General features: G+C 62.4%; 24 protein-coding genes. 14 read left to right on the top strand and 10 right to left on the bottom strand.

The genetic code is table 11. The annotated features are described in order from the left end of the window. Positions 1–11 precede the first annotated feature (11 nt). Complete coding sequence (locus tag LJF34_RS19080) at positions 12–605, bottom strand: HD domain-containing protein (RefSeq protein ID WP_231186902.1); 594 nt, start codon at positions 603–605, stop codon at positions 12–14. Between the two features lie 29 nt (positions 606–634). On the opposite strand from LJF34_RS19080, the gene LJF34_RS19075 reads away from it, so the two are divergent. After that, the gene (locus LJF34_RS19075; RefSeq protein ID WP_231186901.1) at positions 635–1,744 is read left to right on the top strand and encodes a DMT family transporter; all 1,110 of its coding nucleotides are present in this window, start codon (positions 635–637) and stop codon (positions 1,742–1,744) included. Between the two features lie 56 nt (positions 1,745–1,800). Here the strand turns inward: LJF34_RS19075 and LJF34_RS19070 are convergent, their stop codons facing one another. Beyond that, positions 1,801–3,075 carry a M24 family metallopeptidase gene (locus LJF34_RS19070; RefSeq protein ID WP_231186900.1) on the bottom strand — a complete coding sequence of 425 codons (1,275 nt, stop codon included), beginning with the start codon at positions 3,073–3,075 and terminating at the stop codon, positions 1,801–1,803. Between the two features lie 214 nt (positions 3,076–3,289). On the opposite strand from LJF34_RS19070, the gene LJF34_RS19065 reads away from it, so the two are divergent. The 3 genes from LJF34_RS19065 to LJF34_RS19055 all read left to right on the top strand — a co-directional run bounded on the left by LJF34_RS19065 (position 3,290) and on the right by LJF34_RS19055 (position 5,211). Next, positions 3,290–4,045, top strand: coding sequence for an EthD domain-containing protein (locus LJF34_RS19065; RefSeq protein ID WP_231187248.1), 756 nt, complete (start codon positions 3,290–3,292; stop codon positions 4,043–4,045). Positions 4,046–4,121: 76 nt separating this feature from the next. Beyond that, positions 4,122–4,646, top strand: coding sequence for a DUF192 domain-containing protein (locus LJF34_RS19060; RefSeq protein WP_231186899.1), 525 nt, complete (start codon positions 4,122–4,124; stop codon positions 4,644–4,646). Between the two features lie 79 nt (positions 4,647–4,725). Beyond that, complete coding sequence (locus LJF34_RS19055) at positions 4,726–5,211, top strand: GNAT family N-acetyltransferase (RefSeq protein ID WP_231186898.1); 486 nt, start codon at positions 4,726–4,728, stop codon at positions 5,209–5,211. Between the two features lie 98 nt (positions 5,212–5,309). Here LJF34_RS19055 and LJF34_RS19050 read toward each other — a convergent pair whose 3' ends face one another. Genes LJF34_RS19050 through LJF34_RS19040 form a run of 3 tightly spaced genes read right to left on the bottom strand, consistent with a single transcriptional unit; the run spans position 5,310 to position 7,172 of the window. After that, positions 5,310–5,678 (bottom strand): hypothetical protein, encoded by a 369-nt coding sequence (locus LJF34_RS19050; RefSeq protein ID WP_231186897.1) that lies wholly within the window; start codon positions 5,676–5,678, stop codon positions 5,310–5,312. Between the two features lie 58 nt (positions 5,679–5,736). Further along, entirely contained in the window at positions 5,737–6,552 is an 816-nt protein-coding gene (locus tag LJF34_RS19045; RefSeq protein ID WP_231186896.1) for an alpha/beta hydrolase, read from the bottom strand. Positions 6,553–6,605: 53 nt separating this feature from the next. After that, positions 6,606–7,172, bottom strand: coding sequence for a response regulator (locus LJF34_RS19040; protein WP_231186895.1), 567 nt, complete (start codon positions 7,170–7,172; stop codon positions 6,606–6,608). Between the two features lie 199 nt (positions 7,173–7,371). Here LJF34_RS19040 and LJF34_RS19035 point away from each other — a divergent pair, with 199 nt between their 5' ends. From LJF34_RS19035 to LJF34_RS19025, 3 genes are all read left to right on the top strand, one after another. Then, on the top strand, positions 7,372–7,665 hold the full coding sequence (locus LJF34_RS19035) for a hypothetical protein (RefSeq protein WP_231186894.1): 294 nt from the start codon (positions 7,372–7,374) through the stop codon (positions 7,663–7,665). A gap of 256 nt (positions 7,666–7,921) precedes the next feature. Continuing rightward, positions 7,922–8,209: a hypothetical protein gene (locus LJF34_RS19030; protein WP_231186893.1), complete on the top strand. Its 288-nt coding sequence runs from the start codon at positions 7,922–7,924 to the stop codon at positions 8,207–8,209. Between the two features lie 70 nt (positions 8,210–8,279). Further along, positions 8,280–8,822, top strand: a complete 543-nt coding sequence (locus LJF34_RS19025) for a SprT-like domain-containing protein (protein ID WP_231186892.1) — start codon at positions 8,280–8,282, stop codon at positions 8,820–8,822. Positions 8,823–8,857: 35 nt separating this feature from the next. Here the strand turns inward: LJF34_RS19025 and LJF34_RS19020 are convergent, their stop codons facing one another. Both LJF34_RS19020 and LJF34_RS19015 read right to left on the bottom strand, forming a co-directional pair. Then, positions 8,858–9,220 carry a hypothetical protein gene (locus LJF34_RS19020; RefSeq protein ID WP_231186891.1) on the bottom strand — a complete coding sequence of 121 codons (363 nt, stop codon included), beginning with the start codon at positions 9,218–9,220 and terminating at the stop codon, positions 8,858–8,860. 67 nt (positions 9,221–9,287) lie between these two features. Then, positions 9,288–9,734, bottom strand: coding sequence for a universal stress protein (locus LJF34_RS19015; protein WP_231186890.1), 447 nt, complete (start codon positions 9,732–9,734; stop codon positions 9,288–9,290). A 149-nt stretch (positions 9,735–9,883) separates the two neighbouring features. Between LJF34_RS19015 and LJF34_RS19010 the strand changes: the two genes are divergently transcribed. The 3 genes from LJF34_RS19010 to hemG all read left to right on the top strand — a co-directional run bounded on the left by LJF34_RS19010 (position 9,884) and on the right by hemG (position 12,659). Continuing rightward, complete coding sequence (locus LJF34_RS19010; protein ID WP_231186889.1) at positions 9,884–10,195, top strand: helix-turn-helix domain-containing protein; 312 nt, start codon at positions 9,884–9,886, stop codon at positions 10,193–10,195. A gap of 137 nt (positions 10,196–10,332) precedes the next feature. After that, complete coding sequence (gene hemH / locus LJF34_RS19005) at positions 10,333–11,382, top strand: ferrochelatase (RefSeq protein WP_231186888.1); 1,050 nt, start codon at positions 10,333–10,335, stop codon at positions 11,380–11,382. Then, complete coding sequence (hemG, locus tag LJF34_RS19000; RefSeq protein WP_231186887.1) at positions 11,355–12,659, top strand: protoporphyrinogen oxidase; 1,305 nt, start codon at positions 11,355–11,357, stop codon at positions 12,657–12,659. Before hemH ends, hemG begins: the two co-directional genes overlap by 28 nt. 5 nt (positions 12,660–12,664) lie before the next feature. Here the strand turns inward: hemG and LJF34_RS29045 are convergent, their stop codons facing one another. The 3 genes from LJF34_RS29045 to LJF34_RS18990 all read right to left on the bottom strand — a co-directional run bounded on the left by LJF34_RS29045 (position 12,665) and on the right by LJF34_RS18990 (position 14,109). After that, positions 12,665–12,799: a hypothetical protein gene (locus LJF34_RS29045; protein WP_255666269.1), complete on the bottom strand. Its 135-nt coding sequence runs from the start codon at positions 12,797–12,799 to the stop codon at positions 12,665–12,667. A 34-nt stretch (positions 12,800–12,833) separates the two neighbouring features. After that, positions 12,834–13,838 carry a uroporphyrinogen decarboxylase gene (hemE, locus tag LJF34_RS18995; protein WP_231186886.1) on the bottom strand — a complete coding sequence of 335 codons (1,005 nt, stop codon included), beginning with the start codon at positions 13,836–13,838 and terminating at the stop codon, positions 12,834–12,836. 73 nt (positions 13,839–13,911) lie between these two features. Beyond that, on the bottom strand, positions 13,912–14,109 hold the full coding sequence (locus LJF34_RS18990) for a heavy metal-associated domain-containing protein (protein ID WP_231186885.1): 198 nt from the start codon (positions 14,107–14,109) through the stop codon (positions 13,912–13,914). Between the two features lie 242 nt (positions 14,110–14,351). Between LJF34_RS18990 and LJF34_RS18985 the strand changes: the two genes are divergently transcribed. From LJF34_RS18985 to LJF34_RS18970, 4 genes are all read left to right on the top strand, one after another. Continuing rightward, positions 14,352–14,948 carry an AsnC family transcriptional regulator gene (locus LJF34_RS18985; protein WP_231186884.1) on the top strand — a complete coding sequence of 199 codons (597 nt, stop codon included), beginning with the start codon at positions 14,352–14,354 and terminating at the stop codon, positions 14,946–14,948. Between the two features lie 63 nt (positions 14,949–15,011). After that, positions 15,012–16,775, top strand: a complete 1,764-nt coding sequence (locus LJF34_RS18980; protein ID WP_231186883.1) for a Rieske (2Fe-2S) protein — start codon at positions 15,012–15,014, stop codon at positions 16,773–16,775. A 264-nt stretch (positions 16,776–17,039) separates the two neighbouring features. After that, positions 17,040–17,525, top strand: coding sequence for a transcriptional regulator NrdR (gene nrdR, locus LJF34_RS18975; protein ID WP_231187246.1), 486 nt, complete (start codon positions 17,040–17,042; stop codon positions 17,523–17,525). Positions 17,526–17,541: 16 nt separating this feature from the next. After that, positions 17,542–20,040, top strand: coding sequence for a ribonucleoside-diphosphate reductase subunit alpha (locus tag LJF34_RS18970; protein WP_231186882.1), 2,499 nt, complete (start codon positions 17,542–17,544; stop codon positions 20,038–20,040). The last annotated feature ends 11 nt before the right edge of the window (positions 20,041–20,051 follow it).

Below are 20,051 nucleotides of genomic sequence, written 5' to 3'. Positions count from 1 at the left end.
ATTTCCGGACTTCACTGCGTCTGGCTGTACTTCTCCACCCACTCCTGTAGCGTGATGCCCATCGCGGACTGCGTGATGGCGTTCGAACTCGCCGAGTTCGCGCTCTTGACGAGTTCGGCTTCCAGCGTGCGCGTCGGAACCTCGCCGAGGAAGTGGGGAATCGCGCGCTGGACCGAGATCGGACAGCCCACCTCGTGGGCTAGCGCGTACCCCGACAGGGAGTGGGGGATCTCCTCCGTGGCGTACGTCGGGTTGGGGTCGAGCAACTGATCTTCCTCGGCGAAATCCACGTACTCGTAGCACTTTCCGACGTCGTGAAGCAGACACGCGGCGATGATTGTATCCTCGTCCGGGTCGGCACCGTGGAACTCGCGCTGTTCTTCGGCCGAGCGCATGGCGATACGCGTCACGCCGCGAACGTGCTCCACGTTGGTCTTCTCGTGGATGTTCCACGCGTAGGGGATATCCTCGATGTCCTTCCATCCACCACGTTCGAGGGCCAACACCCACGCCTCGACGACTTTCTCGCGCAACCCGTCGCTCTCGATGGACTGGAGTTCGGGATAGGCGGCCTCCACCTGCTCGCGGTACTCCGGCGTGCTCATGTTGGGTGGATTTCGTTCGCGGGAACGTAATGGTTCGTGATGGGGAACCGGGAGTGAGAGCGGACGATTCGACGAAAGGGCTCGATTTCGAGCAGCCGGGTTTTCCACCGAATCACGCCCAAGAACAGGAACGATTCGTCGAATTCGCGTTTCGTATCGAAACCCACCTAAGGGCCACCGACAAGATGTCGGTAATGGCCACCCGTCGCGACGTCGTTCTCTATCTCGCGCTCGCCACCGCGTGGGGGACCGCGTTCCCCGCGACGAAGGCCGCACTCACCGGATTTCCGCCGATACTCCTCGGTGCCGTCCGCTTCGATGTGGCCGCGTTAATCCTTCTCGCCGTCGCGGCCACGTCCGGGCGCTCACTCCGACCGCGCGGGTGGGGGGACTGGACGCCCATCCTCGTCGGCGGCACCTTCAATATCGGCCTCCACCACGCGCTCCTCTTCGCCGGGCAGGAGTACGTCACGAGCGCCGTCGCGTCGACCCTTCTCGGTCTGGTTCCGGTCCTCACGCCCGTCGTCACCTCGGCGTTCCGCCCGGAGGAGTCCATCTCCGCACGAGGAGCGGTCGGCGTCCTCTTCGGATTCGTCGGGGTGGTCCTCATCGCCAACCCGAGCGCGGGGAGCTTCCTCAGCGATATCGGCGTCTGGTTCGTCCTCGGGTCCGCCGTCGCGTGGGTCGTCGGGGCCGTCTTCACCGACGAGCGCAAGGCCGGACTCTCCGGGCTTTCCCTCCAAGCGTGGATGCTCGCGGTGGGCGCGCTCGCGCTCGACGCCGCGGCGTTCGTCGTTCCGGGGCAGGGGTTCGCCGCCGCCACGCCGACGACGAGTTCGTTCGCGTGGGTGCTCTACCTCGCCGTCGTTCCCGGCGCGCTGGGGTTCCTCGTCTACTTCCGCCTCCTCCACCGACTCGGCCCGATAGAGATGGGACTCATCGAGTACGTCATTCCACCCTTCGCCGCCGTCTTCGGGTGGGTCGTCCTCGGAGAAGGACTCACCGTCACGACGGGCGGCGGCTTCCTCGCCATCCTCTGTGGCTTCCTGCTCGTGAAGTGGCCGCGGGTCGTCGGAGGGATACGTGGCTACGTCGATGGACACGCCGCTGGAAGGACTGAATCTTCGAAGGCCGACTGACTGAGGACTGAACGAAACGATAGGGAGAGAAAAACGTTCTCTCGACTCGGTTCGACTCAGTAATCGATTCGCGTGATTTCCTCGACGGGCCACTGGCTCAGGATCTCGACGCCGTTCTCGCGGACGACGACCATCTCCTCGACGCGGACGCCCTGCCGGTCCGCGGGTTCCATCGTCTCGACAGCCATGGTCATGCCCTCCTCGATTTCGATGGGGTGGTCCGGCGAGATACCACGCCATATGAGCGGGACTTCGTACAGTTGCAGTCCGAGGCCGTGCGCCCAGTGGTTGGTCGTCATCTGCCAGTGGTCGGTGGCGTCGTACCAGTCGGCGTGTTCGCCCTCCATGTCGGGGAAGCCCCGACAGATTTCGTCCGTCGTCGCGCCGGGTTCGATGCGCTCCAGCACGTCGTAGAGGTTGTCGCGGGCGGTTTCGTAGGCATCCTGTTGGGCTTGTGTGGGTTCGCCCATGCTGAAGGTCCGGTAGTAACAGGAGCGATAACCCATGAAACCGATGTTGTAGAAGTCGGCGTACACGATGTCGCCGGGGCGGATGATGCGGTCCGTGGTGTTGGCTTGGTGTTTCGGCCACGTGTTCGGCCCGGAGGTGACGTAGCCGCCCTGCACCATCGCGCCGAGGCTCCAAAGCTTGCTGCTGGCTTCGCCCCAAACCTCGGACTCGCGGACGCCGGGTTTCGCTGTTTCCGTGATGCGCTGGAAGCCGGCCTCACAGAGCGCGGCGACCATTCGCAGACATTCGATTTCGTCGCGCGTCTTGACCTTGCGGGCGCTCTCCATGACCTCCGCACATTCCTCCGTCCGAACGTCCACGCCGCGGTCCTCGAACTTCGAGATGAGCGGAGCGTTACCGATGTCGATGCCCATGGGCTCCTTGGCCACGCCGTACTCCTCCATCGCCTCGTACACGAGTCCCGCCATCCTGTCCTTCAGCCAACCGCGGGCCGAGTCGCGTCCCGACGCGCGTGGGACGTTTCCGAGTCCGGGGCAGGCGTACCGGATGTCCGAAATCCACGGGCAGTTGAACTTCTGGTTGCTCGCGTGGTCCGCCGTATCCCAGTGGACGATGTCGCCGTCCTCGGTCAACAGGGTGTAGTGGTCAGCGCCGGACCCGCCCGTCATGGCGAGGCCCGTCACGTAGCGCACGTTCGGGTCGTTGATGAGGAGCATGCTCCCCAATCCCGCCTCGCGCATCCGGGTGAGGGCGCGTTCCTTGCGCTCCTCGCGCATGCGCTGCATGTCGATTCGCTCCTCCCAATCGACGCTCATCGTTCCGCGCGTCCCTTCCATGAAATCGCGTTGATAGAACCCCATGCGAAACCGTACACGGAGCGACGTTATGTAATTTCCCGAATCGTCCGTGATAGATTATTCCGGGGTGGATAGTCCGTGTCCAATCGCGTCGGACAAAATCGTCCGAAGCGAGGGGCCGAACACCGGAAACGATGGTGTTGAACCCGGACGAAAATCGTCCGAGGCGACACGCTTCGCGTCATTTATCACAGCACGGACTGTGGCCTCGAACGAGATGTACAAGCACGTCGCCCTGTTGGTCCGCAAGGACGACATGAGCCACGAGGAATTCGTGGAGTATTGGCAGAACAACCACACGAAAATCACCCGTGACATCGAGGGCGTGGTCAAATACAGCACCGTGCTTCCGGTGACGCCCGAGGCCGCGGAGTTCGACGGCCTCGCCGAACTGTACTTCGAGGACATAGACGCGCTCCACGACGCCCTCGGCAGCGAGGGAAGCCGCGACTACGACCCCGAGAAGGGGAAAGCGAAGGAAGCCCGCGAAGACGTAGATAACTTCCTCGCACTCGAAAAGCGTCCCCGGTTCATCGGCGAAATCGTCACCCAGAAGGACGAAACCGCAGCGCGAGGCACCGACCGCGAGGACGAGGTCGGCGGCCAGACGGATGGCCTGTACAAACACTCCGCCTTCCTCGTCCGCAAGGAGGGAATGACCCACGATGAGTTCGTGGACCACTGGCAGAACAACCACACACCCATCGCCCGCGAAATCGAGGGCGTCGTCAAATACGACACCGTCCTCCCGACCGACCCCGAAAACGCAGAGTTCGACGGCATCGCGGAGCTGTACTTCGAGGACTTGGACGCGCTCCACGACGCCCTCGGCAGCGAGGGCAGCCGCGATTACGACCCCGAGAAAGGAAAGGCAAAGGAAGCCCGCGAGGACGTGAACAACTTCCTCGCGCTCGAAGAGCGCCCCCGCTTCATCGGCGAGGAGACGGTGCAGAAGGACGAGACCGGGAACTGAACCGAGAGGCGGAACCGGGCGGGACAAGTCCCCTCCACACCACGAACTTTTGTCGGTCGCGCCCGTTTCGAGAGGCATGCGCGTGAGTGCGGTCCTCTCTGTCGTCTGTCTACTCGTGCTGGCCGGCTGTGCCGGGGGCGGGTTCGGAAGCGACGGTGGAAACCAAGGAACACAGACGCCGACGACGGTCGAGGAGACCGTCAACGCGGCGTTCGTCACCGGAGGGAATCGAACGACCGTGACCCTCGAAGTCGCGAACTCCGCCGGAGAACGCGAGCGTGGACTGATGTACCGGGAATCGCTGGCGAAAAATCACGGGATGGTGTTCGTCTTCGAGGACCCGGCGGTCCAGTCCTTCTGGATGAAGAACACGCTCATCCCTCTCGACATGGTGTTCGTCTCGGAGAACGGAACGGTCCTCAACGTCGCGCACGCCGACACGCAACCGAACGCGAGCGACAGCGAGTTACGGAGCTATCAAAGCGACGGCGACGCGAAATACGTCGTCGAGATGCGACAGGGATTCGCCGACAGGGTCGGAATCGAACCCGGGTCGAAACTCGTGTTCGAGGAGTCGCGACCGAAAGTGGAAGAAAGCTGACTTTTCCTTCCGCAACGACGGTTGTGATTCAACGCCGTTACCATCGGTCACGCTGAACGGATTGCCGGGGGAACGACGAATGGAGATACGACCGGCGAGCGAGGAGGATTTCGAATCGGTCCGGAACGTCGCACGACGTTCGTGGAAGGAAGCATACGAGACGTTCGTCAACGATGACGCCATCGACGGGACGGTATCGTCGTGGTACTCGGACGAGTCGCTATCGGCGGCAGTCGAGAAACCCGGAACGGCGTTCCTCGTGGCGACGGGAGACGACGAACTCCTCGGCTTCTGCCACGCGGTCTGTCACGAGGACGAAGGCGATTTGCTCCGACTGTACGTCGACCCGGACCGCTGGGGCGACGGCATCGGAACCGCGCTTTACGAGCGGTTACGGGGCGACTTTCGGGACATCAACATGAAGCGAATCCGGGCGATGGTGCTCTCGCAAAACGGGATGGGAATCGAGTTCTACCGGCGGTTCGGGTTCGAGAAAACCGACGAGGAAACCGTCGAAATCGGTTCCGAGGAGTACGACGAATCGGTGTACACGGTCGCGCTCTGACGCGGCCCGAGAACACAAAGCATTTATCGGATGGTCGTCAATTCCCGGTTACCTCGGGTAGGGGTACACGAGGTATTTCTTTATCACAACGCCGACAGCTACCGCTCTTTCGACCAATCGTCTTCGAACAGTTGATACGCGCTCGCGAGGTTGAACAACAGTTCCCGCGTCGATGCGCCCGAATCGAGTGCCCGCGCCGTAGCGTGAACGACCTGTGAATACTGTATCGTCGCCTCGTCCACCGTCGAATGGTCGACGCCGAACTCCCCGTGTGAAAACGACGCGCGAACCGCCGCCCGCTGCTGTCGTTCGACGAGTTCGAACAGTCGCCAGTAGTTCACACCGGCACGCCGCGCGTCCACCATCGCGGCGAGCACTCGACGTTCGAACCGCCGTTCCGGTGACTCGGTCGTCTCCCCCGTCAGTCCGAACGTCGCCAGTATCTCCGCTTCTTCCTCGTCGCCCATGTCCAGAGTCTGTGAACTCCACAGCTTTACTATTACGGATGGACTGGTCAGTAGTTGGTTACTTTTCGGCGTTCGAATCCGACGAGAGCCGACGGAGGAAGGTCCGAATCTCCGCGTATGCGGCATCGTACTCGTCGCGAAGCACGCAGTGGCCCGCATCGGGGATGTGGACGAGCCGTCCGTCCGCCAATCGGTCGGCGCGGTCGAGGTCCGTCACCCTCGTCTCGGGGTCGGCGTCGGCCTTCAAAACGAGCGTCGGACAGTCGATGTCCGGGAACGCCGCTTCGAGGGGCGGGTAGCCCTCCCTCGGGATGGCCGCGATTTCCGGACGACACTCGGTAGACGCGACCGCGAGGCGTCGCGCCAACGACGGTTCGCACTCGTCGTGTTCGGCGACGAGTTCCTGCATCGAGGCGCTTTCCCACTCGCGAACCGTCTCACGGACCATCCGCTCGCGTTCCTCCGGGGTGGTATCGGGCGGTCCGTGCATACCGGCGGGGTCTTCGAGGACGACGGCGCGCGGGAGCGTCGGATGCATCGCGGCCGTCCACGCCGCCGTCGAACCGCCCATCGAGTGCCCGACGAGGACGAGATTTTCGAGCGACAGTTCCCCGATGAGGCCGACGAGGTCACCGACTCGGTCCTCGATTCCGTACCCCGTTTCCGTGGCTTCGGAACCGCCGTGGCCGCGCGCGTCGTAGAGCACCAGTTCGAAATCGTCGACGAGGTCGGTCGCCAACCGTTCCCAGCAGCGTCCGTTGCTATAAAAACCGTGTGCCAGAACCAACGTCGGCCCGCCGCCGGTGCGGTAGTACTGCAACTCGACGCCGTTTACGCGGACGGTGTTCGCCGTCCATCCGTCGGGAAGGTCCATACTGAAAGGCCGTAGCGAGTGTAAAAAACACCTTGGACGTCGGATCGGAGTACTCAATCGAGGTCCCGAAACGCGCCGACGAAATCGTCGTGATCCTGTAAGTTCTCGCGGGAGTCGTCAACGGTCTCGCGGAGGCTATCGGCCTCTTGCCGGAGTTGTTGATACTCCTCGTTGTTCTGCAAACTCTCCTCGTCCTTTTCGATTTCGAGGATGGCCAGTTTGGACACGTGAGAGAAATACGTCCGCATCGTTTCGTCGTATTCGACCCGCGTGAGCATCCCCCGAACGGTCGTGAAGAGGTCGTCCTTCGAAACCGGTTTGACGAGGTAATCGTCGAACCCCATGTCGATGATGTCGAAGTCGGGTTTGACGGCCGTGACCATCACGACGCGCGAGTGGAGTTCCCGGTTCCGGAGTTCCGAAAGCACTTCGTCGCCGGAGAGGCCGGGCATCCGACGGTCGAGGAGGACGATATCCACCTCACCGTCGAGCAGTTCCAGCGCTTCACGGCCCTCGTATGCGCGACGGACATCGTAGGAACTCTCTAACCACGTCGCGTACAGGTCCGTAACGTCTGCCTCGTCATCGACGACGAGTATCGTTGGTTCGTCAACAGCCATGATTGGTCCCGGTGTCCCCGTTTCCTCACGAAATCGGTTCGTTAATGAACAATTCGCGATAGCATCTTTATATCTTGTGGTTATGGAATCTATGAATAACTCAACGGTGGTTGCGTGTGGCGATTCTTCTATACGTCTATCAGTACCGAAATAAATAACAACCACGATATCCAAGGGGTGAGTGGTATGTCGAACACCAGTGATCGATTTTGCCGGACACTCCGGCAGTAACAGTACCCCGTACGAACGATTCGAGCGGCTTATCGAACTGCCACCCAGTGCAAAACTCGTCTTCCGGGTCCTCGAAGAGGACGCACCGATGACACAGAAGGGGGTGCGCAACGAGGCGCTATTACCCGCCCGAACGACACGAGACGCACTGCTGAAACTGAAAGACGGGAACCTCATCGAGGAGCGACTCTATCTTCCCGACGCGCGAAAACGCCTGTACGCGCCACTCGAAGTAAAACGGCCGGACGACGCCATGGAGTGACGAACGCGCCGCGGAATCGCCGAAAACGAAGTATCGATCGTGACCACGGAGGTGGATTACGCGGTCATGGCCGGCGGATGCCGGGCCGGAATCCGTCGCTACTGGTCGTCATCACGCTCTCCAGCCACACCCATCGGGAAAGTCGTATTTTCCGATATCCCACCTGTTGCTTTCTATTGCAAGCCGATGCGATCGACTTCTCGCATCCGCCGACCCATTGATACCCGTCAATCCCGTTCGATACCGTGGGAAAATGATGACGGACAAGCACGATCGGTGGCGTTCCCGACGACCACGAATCGATGCGACGGACACCCGACGGGAGCACGCACGACGAAGGCTGTTTGACCAACTGCACGCCGAAATAGAGACGCTCCAACGGCGTCTCGAGGAAGCCGAAGAGAGAATCGAGCTCCTCGAAGCCCGGCACGAGCGTCGTGAACGTCGAATCAGGTCGTGTTCGATGTGCGGTCGCGTCGCCACGCGATCCGGACCCGATGCCCGCTGTCCGTACTGCGGAACGGGAGAGTTGGAACGAGTGTAGCGAGATGGTGGAACGCGACCCGGTACGCGGACGGACACTTCTATGGTCCGGCGATTCGAATCGTCCGGCGATGGAACCGGAGACCCGCGAGGAACTGCTTTCCGCGGCCGAACGCTACGCCGAGACGGTTCCGATAGCCGTCGACTTCGACGCTCTCGACTGGGAGTACTCGGACCGGGCGGTTCGTCGGGCGGGGGTGTGTCTGTACGACCGGACGACCGGAAAAGTAACGATTCGGTTGACGTGGGACGCGTATCGCTCGTTCGGGTGGGAGGAGTTCACGGGCACGATTCGACACGAGTTGATACACGCGTGGGAGTTTCAGCAGTTCGGCGAGTCGGGACACGGCGCGCGGTTCGGCGCGAAAGCGGAGGAACTCGACGCGCCGCGTCACTGCCAATCGTTCTCGGACGCGCGACTCCGACTCGTCTGTTCGTCGTGCGACTGGGATGCGCGCCGGTTTCGCGCGTCGAAAGCGGTCAAACGACCGGAACGCCGACGATGCGGGAGTTGCGGAGCGCGCTATCGCGTCGAACACGTGAAAAGCGGACGACGGTGGCGAACGCACGCCGGATACCTCGTCGCGCGGCGAAAGTTGGCCGACGACTGGTAAGGATGGACGGCGGAACTGGAGAAAAAACGTCGAACTCACTCCGAAACCGACTCGATGAACGAGAGGAGTTCCGAGAGGGGTTCCGCGTTCTCCCCGGGGACGAGCATCCCGCTGGGACCGTCGGGTGCCGAGAGAACGTCGGCGTCGTCCAAGATGGCGATATGTTGCTGGTAGAATGTCGTGTAGACGGTGGTCCGTTCGTTCGTGGTCCGGTCGGGACCGAACTCGCGGGACGCGACCTCATCCACGAGCGTCCGCATCGGAATGACGTCCTCCACGTCGGCCATTATCGTGATAGCGTGTCTGCGTCGTTCGACCCGACAGAGGTTGAACAACTCGTCCAGGGACAGCGATATCGTGGAAGAGACGGGTTGTCGACCGAACAATCGTCCGAACATTCATCGGATTGTCAGTGGAGCGCCACCTTACCTGTTGTGATTCCGAGAAAAGAAAGGACGGGCGGACTTACTCCGTGACGACGGTGACAGCACCGTCGAAGTCGAGGATGACCGCCTGGGTTCTGTCGCCGAACAGGGCTTTACCGGTGGGGGAGCGCTTTCGCCCCGCGAGGAACACGTGATCACAATCCAAATCGTCTGCCGAGTCTAAAATCTGGTCGCGTTCGTCGCCCACACGCCCGACGGCGTCGTATTCGACGTCGACGCCGTCGAGGACTTCCCGCCCGATGTCCCGTGCGAACTGTCGGGCACCTTCGAGCGCCTGCCCCGCGGTGTAGGAGCTTTCGAGGTTCGGAATCCGCTCCAGCGACGTGCGCGTTTCCTCGTACTCCTCGTTGGTCGTGACGTGGAGCAAGACGAGTTCCGCCCCGACGCCCGCTGCCAATTCGCCCGCCTCTCGAACGAGTTCTTTCGCCGATTCGGATGCCTCGACGACCGCGAGTGCCCGTTTCATACCAAATATTGCCATAGACGAAGGATATATATTACCTTTTGATCGCGTTCGGATCGCCTTTCCGTGGTCGGGGAGGTATCATTCCGTTACGTGGTTGGAATACGAACCGATTTATACCCTCGCGGAGTGGAACGGAACGAGAACAACGAATGTCCGAATCCGTCGAGAAAAACGTCTGTCCGGTGGTCGAATCGGTCGAGCAGATCGGGTCCCAGTGGCGTCTGGTCGTCCTCCACGATTTACAGGACGGAGAAAAGCGGTTCAACGAACTCAAGCGCTCCACGGGGGCGAGTTCGCGGACGCTTTCGCGCGTGTTGGACGACCTCGGCGAGATGGGGTTCGTCAGTCGTCGCACCGAGGAGGACGCGCCGATCGCGACGTACTACAGTCTCAACGAGAAGGGTCGCTCGCTCTGTCCGATTTTCGAGGAACTGGAACTGTGGGCCGACGAGTGGCTGTGAACGATTTGGGGTAGAAACCGCTATCGCGTCGGCAGCGGGGAGTCGTCGGAAACGACGGTGTCCGAATCGCGATGAAAAACGTTCGCCCGCACACCGCAAACGACAACTATTCGGCGTGTCCGTCCCGACGTTCGACCATGACGACTGGCGTCGTGGTACTCAACTTCGGAGAGCCGGACGAACCGACGCGAGAGAGCGTGATCGACTATCTCGAGCGCATTTTCATGAACAACGCCGACCTCGAAGGGGACACCACCGAAGAGGAGGCACGCCGACGCTCCCGGCAGTTGGCCGAACGCCGCGCACCCGGACTCATAGAGGAGTACGAGGAGATAGGTGGGTCGCCCCTCGACCCGCAAGCGAGAGCGCAAGCCGACGCCCTGCAAACCGAACTCGATGCGCGTGACCTCGACGCGAAAACCTACGTGGGCTTTCAGTTCACCGAACCATTCATCGCGGACGCAGTGGAGAAGGCACACGAAGACGGGGTGGACGAACTCATCGGCCTTCCGGTCTACCCGCTCTGCGGTGCCTCGACCACCGTCGCGTCGCTCGAAGAACTCACCGACGCGGTGGAAGCGCGCGAGTGGGAGGTTCCGGTTCACGAGATCACGGGATGGCACAAACACCCGACGTACAACCGGATTCGCGCGGAGAACATCAGGGAGTTCGCCGACGGGGAGGGTCTCGACCTGACCGACGACGACACCGAACTCCTCTTTTCCGCACACGGAACGCCGAGCCACTACCTGGACGAGGGCAGCCGGTATGATACTTACGTAGACGAGTTCTGTGACGTGATGGCGAGTAAACTCGGCGTCGAGTCGTACTCGCTCGGCTTCCAGAACCACGGCAACCGGGAGATTCCGTGGACCGAACCCGAAGTCGAGGAAGTCGTGAAGGGCATCGACGCCGAACGCGTCGTCGTCGACCCGGTCAGTTTCATGCACGAACAGAGCGAGACGCTCTCGGAGTTGGACGACGAACTCCGCGAGGAGGCCGAGGAGGTCGGACTCGACTTCTATCGCGTCCCGGTTCCGCACGATGACGAGCGCTTCGGCGGCGTCCTCGCCGACCTCGTGGAGCCGTTCGTCGCCGATTTCGACCCCACTTACTACCAGTTCCGCCAGTGTCAGTGCAAGGACACGCCCGGCACGATGTGTCTCAACTCCCCGCTCAGCCGATGACGGTCGGAATCGTCGGCGCGGGCATCACCGGACTCGCGCTCGCTCACGACCTCCAACGGACGGGAACCGAGTACGTCGTCCTCGAAGCCGACGACGAACCGGGCGGCGTGATTCGGAGCGGACGCGTCGATGGCCACCTGCTGGAATGGGGGCCACAGCGACTCCGACGGACCGGGCCGGTTGACGAACTCATCACGGACCTCGGGTTGGAGGACGAAGTCATCGAAGCGGGGGACACCAAACTGTTCGTATACGCGAACGGCGCGCTTCGACGCGCGCCGTTCTCCATCGAGGAGTTCGGGCACACCGACCTCCTCTCGTGGCGGGGCAAACTCGACGTGCTGGAAGAACCGCAAACCGCCCCGGCGGACCCCGATGAGACCGCCGCCGAGATGTTCACCCGGAAGTTCGGCGAGGAAGCGTACAAAAACCTCATCGGTCCGCTGTTCGGCGGGACGTACGGTTCCCTTCCGGAGCGAATGCCCGTCAAACACTCGCTGTCCGGCGTGTTGCGGATGGAAGAGAAGTACGGCGACCTGCTGACGCCGGTCCTGAAGCGCGCCACGGCCGGTGGCAGTTCGGCACCCGCCATGTCCTTCGAGGAGGGCGTTCAACGGCTTCCTGAGGCGCTGTACGACGCTCACCGCGAGAACGTCCATCTGGAAACGCCGGTCGAGGCGATTCGGGAAGCGGGTGGCGGCTATCGCCTCGAAACGGACGACGAATCGTTCGACGTCGATTCGGTCGTCGTCACCACGGCCGCCGAGGCGAGCGCCGACCTCCTCTCGCCGCTCGCCGAGCGCGCGGACTCGCTCCGAGAACTGACCTACAACCCGCTCGCGCTCGTCCACCTGCGGGCCGACTCCGACCGGGACGGCTTCGGCTATCAGGTCCGCCACGACGAAGGGCTCGACACCCTCGGCGTCTCGTGGAACGCGAGCATGTTCGGTCGGAACGGGCGGTCGGAGAACGGCGAAAATGGGGTCTATACCGTTTTCCTCGGCGGGATGAAGAACCCGGAACTGCTGGACGAGAGCGACGAGGCGCTCGGCGACATCGCCGCGACGGAGTTCGCGGACGTGATGGGAACCGATGCCGACGTGCTGAGCGTCCGCAAACTCCACCGGGGATTTCCGGCGTACGACGAGTCGTGGGATGTGCTGGATGATTTCGAAACGCCGGACGGAATCCACCTCGCCACTAACTACACCGGACGGATGGGCGTCCCGAGTCGGATTCGGGAGGCGAAGGCGTTGGCCGAACGGTTCGCGGTGTGATCGGTTCAGGTCGGCGTTTTCGAACCGACAGTAGCCGAGAGCGAGCGGATGGGCAGGGCGAGGACGACTGTAACGGCCAAAAACGACTTCTTCCGAGCAAAATCGGGGAAATCCTTTCGGGCAACCAAGCGAAGGGACATACGTGGTCGTGTCGTCAGGAAGGAATGAGATTTCCTATCGTTCGACTTCCTTCGCCGCGTCGACGAACGCCTTCGCGTTCTCGACGGGTGTCGTCCTATCGATGCCGTGACCGAGGTTGAGGATGTGTCCGGAGTCGCCCGCCTTCTCGATGACCTCGTGGGTCTTCTCGCGGACGAACTCGGGACTCCCGAGGAGGTACGACGGGTCGAGGTTGCCCTGAACCGGCGTGTCGCCCAGTTGCTCGCGGGCGTCGGCCATGTCCACCGTCCAATCGAGGCCGACGACGTCCGCGCCCGCCTCCGCGAGCAGGTCGAGTTTGCCGCCGGGGTGACGCGCGAAGACGATGGACGGCACGTCGATGGCGTCGAAGATGCGCTTGTGGTGCGGGAGGACGAACTCGCGGTAGTCGTCCGGCGTCAACACGCCCGCCCACGTGTCGAACACCTGAATCACGTCCGCGCCCCGTTCGACTTGGTACTGAACGTACTCCTCCACAACGTCGGTAAAGATTTCGAGCAGGTTGCGGAACGCCTCGGGGTGATTCGTTCGGAACCGACGAATGGGCTTGCGGGAGGTCGGTTCGTCGCCCACGACGTAGGAGGCGAGCGTGTACGGACCGCCGGAGAAGCCGATGATGCTCGTCTCGTCGCCGATGCTCGCCTGCAATCGGCCTAATAGGTCGCCCACGTAGCCGATTTCGCTGGCGACGTCCGCGAACTCCGTCGGCACGTCGTCCGGGTCGGTGACGGGGTTCGAGACGACGGGGCCGACGCCGCTCTCGATGTGATAGTCGAAGCCGAGCGGTTCGAGGACGGTGAGGATGTCCGAGAACATGACGAGTCCGTCCGGTTCGAACAGGTCCCACGGGAGGAGGGTGATTCGTTCGGCCACCTCTGGCGTCTTGATGGCCTCCTTGAACGTGTACTCCTCGCGGATGTCGCGGTACTCCGGGATGTATCGCCCGGCTTGCCGCATCAGCCAGACCGGTGGGCGTTCGGTCCGTTCGCCGCGTGCCGCCCGAACCAACAGGTCGCTCATGTGCCGACGTTGGCCGGATAGCGTCTAAGCGTTTCGACTCACGGTTTCGGGGCGGCAGAACGGCGAGCCCGTTTCAGTCGGAGGCGTCGTACCCGGCGTCCTCAACGGCGGCGACCAAGTCGGCGTCGTTCGCGTCGCCTTCGACGGTTGCCGTTCCCGCTTCGTGGTCGGCGCTCGCGTCCGAGACGCCCGAAACGCCTTCGAGCGCTTCGACGACGTTCTGTTCACAGCCACCGCAACTCATTCCGTCCACGTCGATGGTTTGGACCATACACGAACGTACTCGCGGGTTACTTTTTTCGATTTCGGGAAAATATCCAAGCCGCGGACGACGAATCCGACGGGCGATACAGGCGGCAGAACGGGGCTGCCGAAGAGACGAAACGTTCGCGGGGATAATTCGCTTTTTAAACAAACGGAATTTTGTATTTCTCCGAAGATATACAGGATGTCCGTGGCAGAGACGTGGGATAACGAAAACTGTTTTTATTCCATAACTCGAAGGGAGGTGTAATGCGACAACTCGACGACACTGACCGGGAGATAATCCGGTTGCTCGTAGAGGACGCACGCCGCCCGTACAACGAAATCGCGGAGACGGTTGGTCTCTCTCCGCCGACCGTCTCCGACCGCGTGGAGCGCCTCCAAGAGATCGGCATCATCCGTCGATTTACGGCGGACTTGAACCACGGCCTCCTCATTGACGGCCTCTCGTTGCTCGTCACGGTCAACGCCAAACCAGGGCACGTGGACGCGATCAAGCGTTCGTTCGGGTCGTTCGACGGCGTCGAACACGTCTTCGTCACGGCCGACGCACACATCGTCTGCAAAGCGAACCTCCACGAACAGGCGGTCGAAGCGCTCCTCTCGGACGCCATCGAGGACGACGCCGTCCGTGATTACGACGTGCAGTTGCTGGTGGACGAGGAATGGAACCCGCAACCGGGTACCATCGATTTTGCGCCCGACTGCGTCGAATGCGGCAACACAGTCACGAACGAGGGCGAGTCGACGCGCATCGACGGCGAACTGTACCACTTCTGCTGTTCGTCGTGCAAGGGGCAGTTCGCCGAGCGATACGAGCGCCTGCAAGAGGGTGCGGCCGACTGAAAGCGAAATTACATAAATCCGTTTCAGGGAAGGGTTTTGGTGTCATGTAGCAAACGCTCAGACATGGCAACGGAACAATCGTTCGTCCGGGTCGCCGACGCGGACGAGTTGCGGGAGGACAGTCCCCAAATCGTCAGCGCGAACGGCCACTCCATCGGACTCTTCTTCCACGAAGGGGAGGTACACGCGATAGACAACAGATGTCCGCACATGGGTTTCCCCCTCACGAAGGGGTCGGTGGACGAGGGAATCCTCACCTGTCACTGGCATCACGCGCGGTTCGAACTGTCCTGCGGGGACACGTTCGACCCGTTCGCCGACGACGTGCGGACCTACCCCGTCGAGGTCCGTGACGGGGACGTGTACGTCCAACCGAACCCGCCGCGTGACGAACCGCCCGAGGAACACTGGCGTGATCGACTCGAACACGGCCTCCGGGAGGACATCAACCTCGTCGTCGCGAAGTCCGTCATCGGGTTGGAGTCGGAGGGCGTTCCATCAACCGTCCCCGTCGAACTCGGCACGGAGTTCGGGACCCACTACCGGCAGATGGGATGGGGAAGGGGGCTGACGACGCTGGGCGTGATGGCGAACCTCCTCCCCGACCTGCGCCCGGAGGACCGCCGTCGGGCGCTCTACGTCGGACTGACGGAAGTTGCGGACAACTGCTCGGGCGAACCGCCGTTCTTCGTCCAAGAGGCGCTTTCGACGGACGACGTGTCGGCCGAACGGCTCACCGACTGGTTCCGGGACAACATCGAAGTTCGGGACTCGGACGGCGCGGAGCGCGTCCTTCGGGCGGGAATCACGGCGGACCTCGACGAGTCCGAAATCGCCGGGATGCTCGTCGCCGCCGCGACGGACCACCTGTATCTCGACACCGGACACCGACTCGACTTCATCAACAAGGCGTTCGAGACGCTGGACCTCATCGGATGGGAACGCGCGGACGACGTGCTCCCCAGCCTCGTCCCCGGACTCGCGTCGGCCAATCGCGCGGAGGAGAACTCCTCGTGGCGACAACCCATCGACGTGGCGGCGTTGTGTTTCGACGCCGCCGACGACCTTCCCGAACTCATCGAAGCGGGCGAGGGGAAGACGTGGGAGGAACCTGACGACTTCGTGGACGTCCTCCTCGGCGAGGACCCGCACGCGATCACGGACGCTGTGAAGGACGCCATCGAGAACGGCGCGACGGCGACCGAACTCGCCCGCGTCGTGACGTTCGCCGCGGCGCGGCGTGTCGCCCACTTCGGCACGTCGAACGAGTTCCGCGACTGGAACACGGTCCACCACACCTACACCTACGCGAACGCGGTGGACGGACTCTCTCAACGGACGGACGCGCCGGAAGTGTATCGCGGCGTCTTCGATGCCGCGATGAACGTCTACCTCGACCGGTTCCTCAACACGCCGCCGACGCCGATTCCCGACCCGGAGGGTGAACGCGACCCGACGGCCGTCCTCGACGAACTGATGGAGACGTTCGAGGTGGAGGCCGACGAGGAGGTGGACCTCGCCGGGGAGTTGACGGCGGAGTACCTCGCCGCCGAGGGCGACGTGGCCCGACTGAAACGAAAACTCGGGGAGGCGCTCCTGCGCGAGGACGTCGGGTTCCACACCCGGCAGAACGTCGAGGTGGCGTTCAGGCAGTACGACGCGCTCGAAGACGAGGGAACCGAGGAGGCCGAACGGAGGGCGCGAATCCATCTGATTGCGACCGCACGCTACCTCTCGGCCCACACGCCGACGCGGCGGGCGGGCGAACAGACGTTCCGAATCGCCGAACGCCTCAACCGCGGGGAGAACATCCACGAGATGGACTGACGGGGATGTCGACCCTGTCGGTGGAATCGGAACGGCGAACGATGCCGGCTGTTTTTTCGAATCGGATAGCCAGAAATCGGCGTCCACTGCGGTCGTGTCGTCGGACTCGGCGGGTTTTAGCGATCCAATACAATCTCATTTGTTTTACTGCAACTGAATTGGGTAAGGTTTATGGGTGGGCGGGAGGACACCACATATAGCGGTTGGAGTAGGACAAGCCCCACATGTGGGCTTACAAGACTGGAGGTGCAAGGAGTGACAACCATGGACTGCCCGGACTGCGGGAACGAGCGGACGCGAGTCATCGACACCACGAGCGCCGACGGAACCTCGGTACGACGGCGTCGCGAGTGCCAACGCTGCTCGTTTCGATTTACCACGTACGAGCGTCCGGAGTGGGACTCCCTCCAGGTGAAAAAGCGCGACGGGAACATCGAGGCGTTCAGCCGCGAGAAACTCCGCGCGGGTATCGAACGGGCCGTGGAAAAGCGCCACGTGAGCGAGACCGACGTGACGGACCTCGTCGAGGCGGTGGAGTCCGAACTCGGAAATCGAGAGACTCGAATCGTCTCGTCGAGTCTGGTCGGCGACCTCGTCTCGGAACGACTCCGCGAACTCGACCAAGTGGCGTACATCCGCTTCGTTTCGGTGTACAAAGCCTTTTCCGAACCCGAGGAGTTCCTCCGCGAACTCGACGCCGTTCTCGACGCGGAACTGGACGACGACCCTCCTCATCCGACCGACAAGTAAAACGAGTTAACGATTTATGAGCCACCAATCAACAGCGACGACGACGGACGCTCGGTCGATTCTGGACCGAGCACGAACGGGCCACGAAACGATACTTTCGGCGGACGACTGGGACGATATCGTCACCGAAATCGAGCGGAGCTCCTACGACGGCGCGAGCACCGACGAACTGTATCAAGCCGTCGTCGACGCGCTCTCCGCGCGCGTCGAACGCGACCCGACGTTCAAGAAAATCGCCGCCGCAGCTTCGCGCCAGCGGTACTATCGCGAGGTTATCGGCGAGGATTTGGAGGGGTACGAACTGGACAAGGAGTACCGCTCGACGTTCGTCGACAACCTCGAACGCGGCGTCGAAATCGGCCGTCTCGACCCGCGACTGACCGAAACGTTTGACCTCGAATCGCTGGCCGACTACCTCGAACCGAGCCGCGACGAGCGGTTCGAGCACATGGCGATGGACACGCTGATTCAGCGATACTTCCTCAAAACCGAAGAGAACGGCGAGCACCTCGAACTGCCGCAGGCGTTCTGGATGCGCGTCGCGATGGGATTGGCGGTCGAAGAGGACGAACCCCAGCGCCGGGCCGAGGAGTTCTACGACGTCCTCTCGAAACTGGAGTTCACCCCTTCGACGCCGACGCTGTTCCACAGCGGAACGACCCACCCGCAACTGTCGTCGTGTTACCTGACGACGGTCTCGGACGACCTCGAACATATCTTCGAGTCGTACAAGGGCCACGCACAGCTTTCGAAGTGGAGCGGCGGCCTCGGCAACGACTGGACCAACCTCCGCGCGGGCGGCGCGCTCATCGAATCGACGGGCGTGGAATCAACCGGCGTCGTGCCGTTCCTCCGCATCAGCAACGACGTGACGGCGGCGATAAACCGCTCCGGCAAGCGGCGAGGAGCGGCCTGCGGCTACCTCGCCTGCTGGCATCTCGATTTCCCCGCGTTCATCGACCTGAAACGGAACACGGGCGACGAGCGCCGACGCACGCCGGACATGAACACGGCGGCGTGGGTTCCGGACTTGTTCATGAAACGCGTCGAGGAAGGTGAACAGTGGACGCTGTTCAGCCCGGACGAGGTCCCCGACCTCCACGACCTGTCCGGTGCCGCCTTCGAGGAGAAGTATCGCGAGTACGAAGCGATGGCGGACGAGGGCGAGTTCCGGCAGTACGAACGCGTCGACGCCGAAGAGCTGTGGCGAAAGATGCTCACGCGACTGTTCGAGACGGGCCACCCGTGGCTGACGTTCAAGGACCCGTGTAACGTCCGCTCGCCGCAGGACCACGTCGGGACGGTTCACTCCTCGAACCTCTGCACCGAAATCACGCTGAACACGAGCGAGGACGAACACGCCGTCTGCAACCTCGGCAGCGTGAACTTCGTTACGCACGTTTCGGACGGCGAGAGCGCGGAACAGCGTTCCGCGGAGACCGAGCGGTCGGAGTCGACCGCGAGGCTCGATCGTGACCACCTCGCGGACACCATCGAAACCGCCATGCGGATGTTGGACAACGTCGTGGACCTCTGTTTCTATCCCACGGACGAGGCCGAGTATTCGAACATGCGACACCGGCCGGTCGGACTCGGAACGATGGGATTCCACGACGCGCTGATGGAACTCGGAATTCCGATGGACTCCGAGGACGGCATCGAAGCCGCGAACCGCTGGCAGGAGTTCGTCTCCTACCACGCCATCCTGAACTCCTCGAAACTCGCCGCCGAACGGGACCCCTATCCGTCCTACGACGGTTCGAAGTGGGACCGCGGCCTGCTCCCGCAGGACACCGTCGATTCGCTCGAAGCGGAACGAGGGAGGGAGATTCCGACGGACCGCGAGGAGACCCTCGACTGGTACGTCGTCCGCGAACACGTCGAGGAGCACGGAATGAGAAACTCGAACACGATGGCCATCGCGCCCACGGCCACGGTTTCGACCATCAACGGAACCACGCCGTCGATCGAACCGCAGTACTCGAACCTCTACGTGAAATCGAACATGTCCGGCGAGTTCACCGTCGTCAACGACCACCTCGTCGACGACCTGCAAGAAATCGGCGAGTGGGACGGGGAGATGGTGGACAGGATCAAGTATCACGACGGGTCGATTCAGGAGATCGACGCCGTTCCGGACGACCTGAAGGAACTGTACCGCGGGGCGTTCGAAATCGATCCGCGCCACCAACTTCGATTGACCGCCCACCGGCAGACGTGGATAGACCAGTCCGTCTCGCACAACGTCTTCTTCCCGTCCACGGACGGTACGCTGCTGGACGACGTGTACAAGACTGCGTGGCGGTTGGGCCTGAAGACTACCTACTACCTGCGGACGCTCGGCGCGTCGGGAATCGAAAAGTCGACGCTCGACATGGCCGAGTACGGCAAGAGCCAGCACCGGGACGAGTTCGGAGCCGACGAGGCCGAGACCGACGGCGGGCAACCGGCGGACGAAACGGACGGGAAGGACCTCTGTACCGTCGAAGATCCGACGTGCGACGCCTGTCAGTAATCGACCACACG

The sequence above is a fragment of the Haladaptatus sp. DYF46 genome, from assembly GCF_021083305.1.
Taxonomy (GTDB): domain Archaea; phylum Halobacteriota; class Halobacteria; order Halobacteriales; family Haladaptataceae; genus Haladaptatus.
This window is presented reverse-complemented; position numbering and strand designations above follow the sequence as displayed.